6 protein-coding genes and 1 pseudogene are annotated in these 7485 nt (G+C 66.7%); 3 read left to right on the top strand and 4 right to left on the bottom strand.

The genetic code is table 11. The annotated features are described in order from the left end of the window. Positions 1 to 1460: RNA repair transcriptional activator RtcR (gene rtcR / locus I73_RS23935; protein ID WP_022982938.1), on the bottom strand; the 1460-nt coding region annotated here is incomplete at its 3' end. Positions 1461 to 1667: 207 nt separating this feature from the next. On the opposite strand from rtcR, the gene I73_RS23930 reads away from it, so the two are divergent. The 3 genes and pseudogenes from I73_RS23930 to rtcA all read left to right on the top strand — a co-directional run bounded on the left by I73_RS23930 (position 1668) and on the right by rtcA (position 6134). Beyond that, the gene (locus I73_RS23930; RefSeq protein ID WP_022982937.1) at positions 1668 to 3242 is read left to right on the top strand and encodes a TROVE domain-containing protein; all 1575 of its coding nucleotides are present in this window, start codon (positions 1668 to 1670) and stop codon (positions 3240 to 3242) included. 523 nt (positions 3243 to 3765) lie between these two features. Then, positions 3766 to 4992, top strand: a pseudogene (locus I73_RS30305) (RtcB family protein). Between the two features lie 92 nt (positions 4993 to 5084). Next, positions 5085 to 6134 (top strand): RNA 3'-terminal phosphate cyclase, encoded by a 1050-nt coding sequence (gene rtcA / locus I73_RS23920; protein ID WP_022982936.1) that lies wholly within the window; start codon positions 5085 to 5087, stop codon positions 6132 to 6134. 35 nt (positions 6135 to 6169) lie between these two features. Here rtcA and I73_RS23915 read toward each other — a convergent pair whose 3' ends face one another. The 3 genes from I73_RS23915 to I73_RS23905 all read right to left on the bottom strand — a co-directional run bounded on the left by I73_RS23915 (position 6170) and on the right by I73_RS23905 (position 7376). Then, the gene (locus I73_RS23915; RefSeq protein ID WP_022982935.1) at positions 6170 to 6487 is read right to left on the bottom strand and encodes a DUF805 domain-containing protein; all 318 of its coding nucleotides are present in this window, start codon (positions 6485 to 6487) and stop codon (positions 6170 to 6172) included. A 102-nt stretch (positions 6488 to 6589) separates the two neighbouring features. After that, positions 6590 to 6952 carry a hypothetical protein gene (locus tag I73_RS23910; RefSeq protein ID WP_022982934.1) on the bottom strand — a complete coding sequence of 121 codons (363 nt, stop codon included), beginning with the start codon at positions 6950 to 6952 and terminating at the stop codon, positions 6590 to 6592. A gap of 7 nt (positions 6953 to 6959) precedes the next feature. Next, a complete protein-coding gene (locus I73_RS23905) occupies positions 6960 to 7376 on the bottom strand; it encodes a group III truncated hemoglobin (RefSeq protein ID WP_022982933.1) in 417 nt (138 codons plus the stop codon). Positions 7377 to 7485 lie beyond the last annotated feature (109 nt).

Raw genomic sequence — 7485 nt, 5'->3', positions numbered from 1 at the left:
CGGCAGACCTGGACCACGGCCTCAAGCTGCAGGCGGTCGAACAGGTCCAGCGTTTCGGCAGTTCCGGGCGGCAGCAGCTCATCCAGCGCGGCGACGGGTGCCGAGACAGGCTCGCCGGGCTGCCACAGCCAACGCAGCCGCTGGATCTCGGCCTCGACCAGATCCAGCGAGATGCGCCCACCATCGGCCAGGGTGGCCACGCGCGTGATGCTGGCGGTCAGGTCCCGGAAGTTGCCGGACCACCGTGCCTCACTGGAGCGAGCGAACTGAAGATAGCGCGCCCTGGCCTCGGCGTTGAAGCGCACGGCGCGGCCGGTCTCTGCCGCGGCGCGCGCGAGCAGGTGCTCCACATTGGGCTCGATGTCCTCCGGGCGCTGCGCCAGCCCGGGCAGGGTGTAGGCCCACAGGTTGATGCGCGCGAACAGGTCTTCGCGAAAACGCCCCTGCGCCACGTCCATGCGGAGATCGCGGTGCGTGCCGGCGATCAGCTGGAAGTCGCTGCTCACCTCACGGTCGCTGCCCATGGGAAAGAAGCGCTTCTCCTCCACCGCCTTCAGCAGCATGGCCTGCTCATCCAGCCCCAGCTCGCCGATCTCATCGAGAAACAGCACCCCCTGGTGCGCCGTGCGCAGCAGACCGGCGCGGTCGGTGATGGCGCCGGTGAACGCGCCCTTCTTGTGCCCGAACAGGGTGGACGCGGCGCCATCCCCCCTCAGCGTGGCGCAGTTCACCTCGACGAAGTCGCCCTGCACCTGGTGGCGTGCGCGCTTGAGCTCGTACATGCGCCGCGCCAGATGCGACTTGCCCGCCCCCGTCGGGCCGGTCAGCAGGATGGGCGCCTGCGAGCGGACGGCCACGCGCTCGATCTCGTCGATCAGCGCATTGAAGCGGGCATTGCGGGTCGCGATGCCGCTCTTGAGGAAGGCCTGCGCCTCCGCCTGGGCCTGGTGAAAGCGCTGCGCCAGCACGTCATAGCGCGACAGGTCCAGATCGATGAGGGTGTAGCTGCCGGGATGGTCTCGCCCCTGCTTGCGGGGCGGGGCCGTCTGCAGCAGCACCCCAGGGATGAAGCGGGACTCCACCATCAGGAACATGCAGATCTGCGCCACGTGGGTGCCCGTGGTGATGTGCGCCCAGTACTGCTCTGTGTCGGGATCGAAGCGATAGCCCTTGGCCCAGTCATAAAGGGCCGCATACATCTCGCCGAAGTCCCAGGGATCGGCCACGTCCATGGGCACCAGATTCACCTGCGTGTCGGGCGAGACCTGGGCCATGTCCGCCGACAGGGTCCGGGCCAGCGCGGCGTACTTGGGCGAGTAGAGCAGCTCGAACCGGTCGATCAGCATGTCCTCCTGCTGCAGCAGTGACACCGTGGGGCGCCACTTCTCCCAACGGCCGGCGCCCTGCCCCGAGTCCAGTTGCGAGCCGAGAAAGCCAATCACGACGGTCTTCTTGGGCATATCTATATAGATAGTTTTCTATCTACAAGTCTATTCCCAGTGGACTTTCGATGGATCCAAATTCTGGGGACTACCGACATTGATTTGAACATTTCCCTTTTCAATCAATGACTTGTCGTTCCATCCCGCCATCAACCCAGCATCTGGCACACCCGTTGCAAAGAAGAAGGCAAGAACAACAAGTTGAATGCAGAAGAGGAGAACCTCATGGTCAACACCCAGCTCTTCCAAACCAGCCAGGGCGCCCTGCTGCCCGCCGCCACGGCCCGCAACGCCCAACTGGCGCCGGCCTATGCCTTTGGCTCGCGGCACCAGCTGGCCCAACTGGCCGCCACCGGCTGCCTGAGCCGGACCTTCTATGCCCAGGCAGAGGATCAACTGGACCAGGTGCTGGCGCTGGCCCAGCAGCTGGAGCCGGCCTTCGTGGCCAAGACCGCGATCTATGCCCGCCAGTCCGGCCACATGAAGGACATGCCGGCGCTGCTGGCTGCCAGCCTGGCGGTGCGCGACGTCGCACTGCTGGCCCAGGTGTTCAACCGCGTCGTGGACAACGGCAAGATGCTGCGCAACTTCGTGCAGATCCTGCGCAGCGGCGCCGTGGGCCGCAAGTCGCTGGGATCGCGTCCGAAGAAGCTGGTGCAGCACTGGCTGATGACCGCCACCGAGAAGCAGCTGCTGAACGCCGCCGTGGGCAACACGCCTTCGCTGGCGGATGTGGTGAAGATGGTCCACCCCAAGCCGGCCGAGGCCTGGCGGGCCGCATGGTTCGCATGGCTGATCGGGCGCTCTTTCGATGAAGCGGCGCTGCCGCCCATCACCCAGACGTTCGAGCGCTTCAAGCGCGCGACGGCCCGGGGTGAAGACGCCGAACTACCCGACGTGCCGTTCCAGATGCTGACTGCGCTGCCGCTGACCTCCGCCCAATGGGCTCAGGTCGCCCGCCAGGGTTCGTGGCAGATGGTGCGCCAGAACCTGAACACCTTCACCCGGCAGGGTGTGTTCGAGCTGCCCGGCCTGGCCGAGGCGGTGGCCGCCAAGCTGAGCGATGCCCAGGCCGTGGCCCGGGCGCGGGTGATGCCGTACCAGCTGCTGTCCGCCTTCAAGGCGGCGGGCGAGGCGGTGCCGGCGCAGGTTCGCGACGCGCTGCAGGATGCGATGGAGCTGTCGCTGGTCAATGTGCCGGCCCTGGCCGGTCGCGTCGTGGTGTGCCCTGACGTCTCAGGCTCGATGGGCTCGGCTGTCACCGGCCATCGCGGTTCGGCGACGTCCAGCGTGCGCTGCATCGACGTGGCCGCCCTGGTGGCTGCGGCGGTGTTGCGCCGGAACCCGCAGGCCCGTGTGCTGCCCTTCGAGCAGGACGTGGTGAAGCTGTCGCTGAACCCTCGCGACTCGGTGATGACCAACGCCCAGGCGTTGGCCAAGATCGGGGGCGGGGGCACCAGCTGCAGCGCGCCGCTGGCCTGGCTGAACCGGGAGGGGGCGGCGGTGGACCTGGTGATCCTGGTCTCGGACAACGAGTCCTGGGTCGACGCCAAGCGGCGCGGTGCAACGCAGACCCTGCGCGAGTGGGAGCTGCTGAAGCAGCGCAACCCGAAGGCGCGCCTGGTCTGCATCGACATCCAGCCGACGGCGAGCACCCAGGCCGCGGAGCGGCACGACATCCTGAATGTCGGCGGCTTTTCGGACGCGGTGTTCACCATGGTGGCGAACTTTGCCGCCGACACGATGGACGCCGAGCACTGGATCGGTGAGATCGAGAAGGTGTCGCTGGCCACGCAGTAAGGCCAGGACGAACAACACGCGTTGTCGCGTGGCGAATGCAGGTGGGACTCCATGTCAACCCAGTCTCACCGCCTGTTTGTCGCCACGCGGGGGCGGTCAGGTTTGGCGCGAATGCCAGCAGGACTACATCCGGAACGCCGGGGGTTCGAATCCCCAGCTGGGCAACCAGTGTGGCTATGTCTTGCTTCTCTTGTCGCGCTCTTTTGAGATGTCCTGCTGCGAATGCAGGTGGAACTACAGCCTTTCATGCTCGGTGTCGCGGGTTCGAGTCCCGTCGGTCCCACATCAGGGGGACCGTAGCTCAGTGGTAGAGCACGACGTTTCACCGCCCCTTGTCGCAGCGGGGCATCACCCGTTTCGCGGTGAATGCAGATGGAACTACAGGTAGACGCACGCGGCAAAAGTCGCGTGCCCCAGGAGCGATCCTGGGGCGTCCCGGGTTCAAATCCCGGTCCAGCAATGGATGGCGGAGTGAAGATTTCATCGACCCTTGTCACCGCTTCCTCTTGATGGGAAGAACAACATGAACGATCAGAACTACAAGCTCGAAGAAGTGGCCGGTGGCGTGCCGATCAAGATGTGGACGCAAGGCGTCCCGGTCGAGCCCGAGGCCATGCAACAGCTGGCCAACGCCGCCAAGCTGCCCATCGTCTTCAAGCACATCGCAGCCATGCCGGACGTGCACCTGGGCATCGGCGCCACGGTCGGCTCCGTCATCCCGACGATCAAAGCCATCATCCCGGCGGCGGTGGGTGTGGACATCGGCTGCGGCATGATGGCCGCCAAGACCACGCTGCGTGCCGAAGACCTGCCCGACAGCCTGGGCCCGCTGCGCTCGGCCATCGAGAAGGCGGTGCCGCACGGCTCGGCACCCAGGCACCGTGGCCGCGACCCCGGCAGCTGGGAGAACCCGCCGGAGACGGTGGACCAGGCCTGGGCTGCGCTGGCCGGCGAATTCGACGCACTGTGCGAGCTGCACCCGCGCCTGAAGAACACCAACAACCGCAAGCACCTGGGCACGCTGGGCACCGGCAACCACTTCATCGAGGTCTGTCTCGACGAGGTCGGCTTCGTCTGGTTCATGCTGCACTCGGGCTCGCGTGGCGTGGGCAATGCCATCGGCACCCACTTCATCGAGCTGGCCAAGAAGGACGCGGAGCGCCACCAGCGCAATCTGCCGGACAAGGACCTGGCCTACTTCGAGGAAGGCGCCCAGTACTTCGGCGACTATGTGCGCGGCGTGTCCTGGGCCCAGAAGTTCGCGATGAAGAACCGCGAGGTGATGATGGCCAACCTGATCGCCACAGTGCGTTCGGTCATCGCCAAGCCCTTCGAGGCGCATGTGGAGGCCGTGAACTGCCACCACAACTATGTGCAGCAGGAGCGCCACTTCCGTGAGGACATGTTCGTCACCCGCAAGGGCGCCGTGAGCGCCAAGCGCGGCGAGATGGGCATCATCCCCGGCAGCATGGGCGCGCGCAGCTACATTGTGCGCGGCCTGGGCAACCCGGAGAGCTTCTAGAGCTGCATCCACGGCGCCTGCCGCGTCATGAGCCGCATCAAGGCCAATAAGATGTTCACCATCGATGACCATGTCAGGGCCACCGAGGGCGTCNAGTGCCGCAAGGACGCAAACGTCATCGACGAGATCCCGATGGACTACAAGGACATCTACGCCGTGATGGTGGCACAGAGCGACCTGGTGGAAGTGGTGCACACGCTCAAGCAGGTGGTTTGCTTTAAAGGGTGAAGGGGGGAGGGCGCTTTAACGAGCCGGTTTTCAACCACACCTCGCTCGGTGTGCCTTGCCGCACGGCGACCCCGGAACAACAAGAGAAAGACATGATCGAGATCGATGGCTCCGTCGGTGAGGGCGGAGGACAAATCCTGCGGACCTCGCTGGCTCTGTCCATGTGCACAGGCCAGCCCTTTGCACTGACCCGGATTCGTGCCGGCCGCGCCAAGCCGGGCCTGATGCGTCAGCACCTGACCTGCGTGAATGCCGCTGCCGAGGTGTGTGGCGCGCAAGTGCAAGGGAGCGAACTCAACTCGCAGTCCCTGACGTTCAAGCCCGGCCCGGTTCAGGCGGGCCACTACGCATTCAGCGTCGGCACCGCCGGCAGCTGCACCCTGGTGCTGCAGACCGTCTGGCCGGCACTGATGATGGCGGATGCGCCCAGCCACCTGAAGCTGGGCGGCGGCACGCACAACCCGATGGCACCGCCGTTCCACTTCCTGGAGCGCAGCTACGCGCCGCTGCTGCGCAAGCTCGGCGCGAACGCTGATCTCGTGCTGCGTCGACTGGGCTTCTACCCTGCGGGTGGCGGCGAGATCGAGGTCACGATCTCGCCGGCCAAGGGCCAGCTGCAGCCTTTCGATCTGAACGACCGTGGCGCGAAGCTGGAGAGCTACGCCGAATGCTTCGCGCCGGCACTGCCGCGCTCGGTCGCCCGGCGTGAGCTGGAACAGCTGGGCACCGGTTTGGGCTGGAGCCACGGCCAGCTGCGCGAGGCGGCCTGCCGGCAGAACGAAGGGCCGGGCAATGCGCTGCTGGCGACCCTGGTGTACGAGCACCTCAGCGAAGTGTTCACGGCTTTTGGAGAGAAGGGGGTCAGCGCGGAGCAGGTGGCTCGCCAGCTCATCCGCGAAGTGCGGGACTATCAAATCAGTACCGCCGCGCTGGGGCCCCATCTGGCGGATCAGTGGGCCCTGCCCCTGGCACTGGCCGTCTGGCAGCGCGGTTCAGCCGCGTCGTACACCTGCACAGCCCTGACGCCACATGCGAAGACGAACTTCGAGATGATCGAACGGTTCTTGCCATTGAAATTCACGACGGCATCGCACGAGCGGCACTGGACCGTCCTGGTTCAACCCGCCGCCCTGGGCGCGTAGAAGACTCCGGGTCCACGCGCCCGGCAGCGGGCCCCTCAGGCGTACCGGCTGCTGCTCTTGCTCTCCTGAGCCAGCCAATAGATCAGGATGATCCAACCGACAAAGGGGATCAGGCCGACGAGCTGGAGCCAGCCGCTGCGGTCGGTGTCGTGCAGGCGGCGCGCCGCCACGGCGATGTAGGGCACGAAGGTGGCCAGGGAGAAGACGGCCGACAGCTTGTGGCTGAACGCGCCCAGCACCGCGCTGGCCAGCAGGCAGAAGAGCGCCCACCACCAGAACTCGGAACGGCTGGCCCGGCCGTTGAAGTTCGCATAGTTGTTGAAGCAGCTGCGCACGGCCTCTTGGAAGTCCATCTTCGGTTCCCCCTGAAGTGATTGATGTTGGTGCGGCCGATGTTAATGGTGGAACCTGCCGCGCCGCGCCCGTGAACAAGGGGGCACCAGACGCACAGGCATTCAGGGACTGAAGGCCCACAGCCCTGGCAGGCAGGCCCGATACCGCCGCAGCTCGGCCCCCGCGGGCGGCAGCCAGGTGGACAGCACCGTCCACACCCGGGCGCGGGCCGCCTCGCTGCGGGGCGGCAGCCCATCGCTCAGCCCAGCCCAGGCCGACCAGTCGACCTTGGGCATCTGGGCGCGCACGTCCTCGGGCAAGGCGCGCGCGCTGTCGGCCATGGTCTTCAGGTGGCGCTCGATCTCGGGCCGGGCCAGGCGCGACGCTTCGTACTGCGCGCGGTCCATGTCGCCCAGCAGCACCTGGATGGACCAGCCGGCATCGAAGAAGTTGGCCAGCAGGGAGGCGACATAGAGCTGCTGCATGGCGGCATCAGCGCGGGAATGGCCCGGGGACCGGCCGGGGTTCGATCGGATCGAAGGGGAACAGGCCGGCGCGGAAGCTCTCGGCCATGTGCTCGGCCTTGGCGATGGCCGCGCGGGCCGCGCCCTCGGGCAGGGTTTCACGGGCCGCCGGGCGGAAGAGCTCGAGCCATTGCCCGAAGTGCTCTCGGCGGATGGGCAGGCCCATGTGGACCGGAAAGGGGTGGCCACCGTAGCGCGTGGTGCCCAGCAGGGTGTGCGACCAGAAGCCCTGCACCACGGCCAGGTGGTGGTCCCAGTCCACCACGGCCGTGTTGAACAACGGCCCCAGCTCGGGATGGGCCCGGGCGCGGCCATAGAACACCTGAACCAGCTGGGCCAGGTGGTCTTCGGTCAGGGGCTCGTGGGCAGCGGGCTGGGCGGGCATGGCGTTCTCCGTGGGAAGCGCAGCGCGGGATGCGCGCAGTCTTCCACGGCCCGCCTGCCGAGCGGGGGGCTCGGATATCTCCCAGGCCCTCAGGGCAGGCTCAGCACCG

It is taken from the genome of Ideonella sp. B508-1 (assembly GCF_000333615.1).
Taxonomy (GTDB): domain Bacteria; phylum Pseudomonadota; class Gammaproteobacteria; order Burkholderiales; family Burkholderiaceae_C; genus Ideonella.
The sequence above is the reverse complement of the archived record's forward strand: the minus strand, read 5'-3'. Positions and strand labels throughout refer to the sequence as shown.

Excerpts from the sequence above, each read along its gene's own strand:
- I73_RS23930 (WP_022982937.1), top strand. The coding sequence starts at position 1,668 with ATGGTCAACACCCAGCTCTTCCAAACCAGCCAGGGCGCCCTGCTGCCC.
- rtcA (WP_022982936.1), top strand. The coding sequence starts at position 5,085 with ATGATCGAGATCGATGGCTCCGTCGGTGAGGGCGGAGGACAAATCCTG.
- I73_RS23915 (WP_022982935.1), bottom strand. The coding sequence starts at position 6,487 with ATGGACTTCCAAGAGGCCGTGCGCAGCTGCTTCAACAACTATGCGAAC.
- I73_RS23910 (WP_022982934.1), bottom strand. The coding sequence starts at position 6,952 with ATGCAGCAGCTCTATGTCGCCTCCCTGCTGGCCAACTTCTTCGATGCC.
- I73_RS23905 (WP_022982933.1), bottom strand. The coding sequence starts at position 7,376 with ATGCCCGCCCAGCCCGCTGCCCACGAGCCCCTGACCGAAGACCACCTG.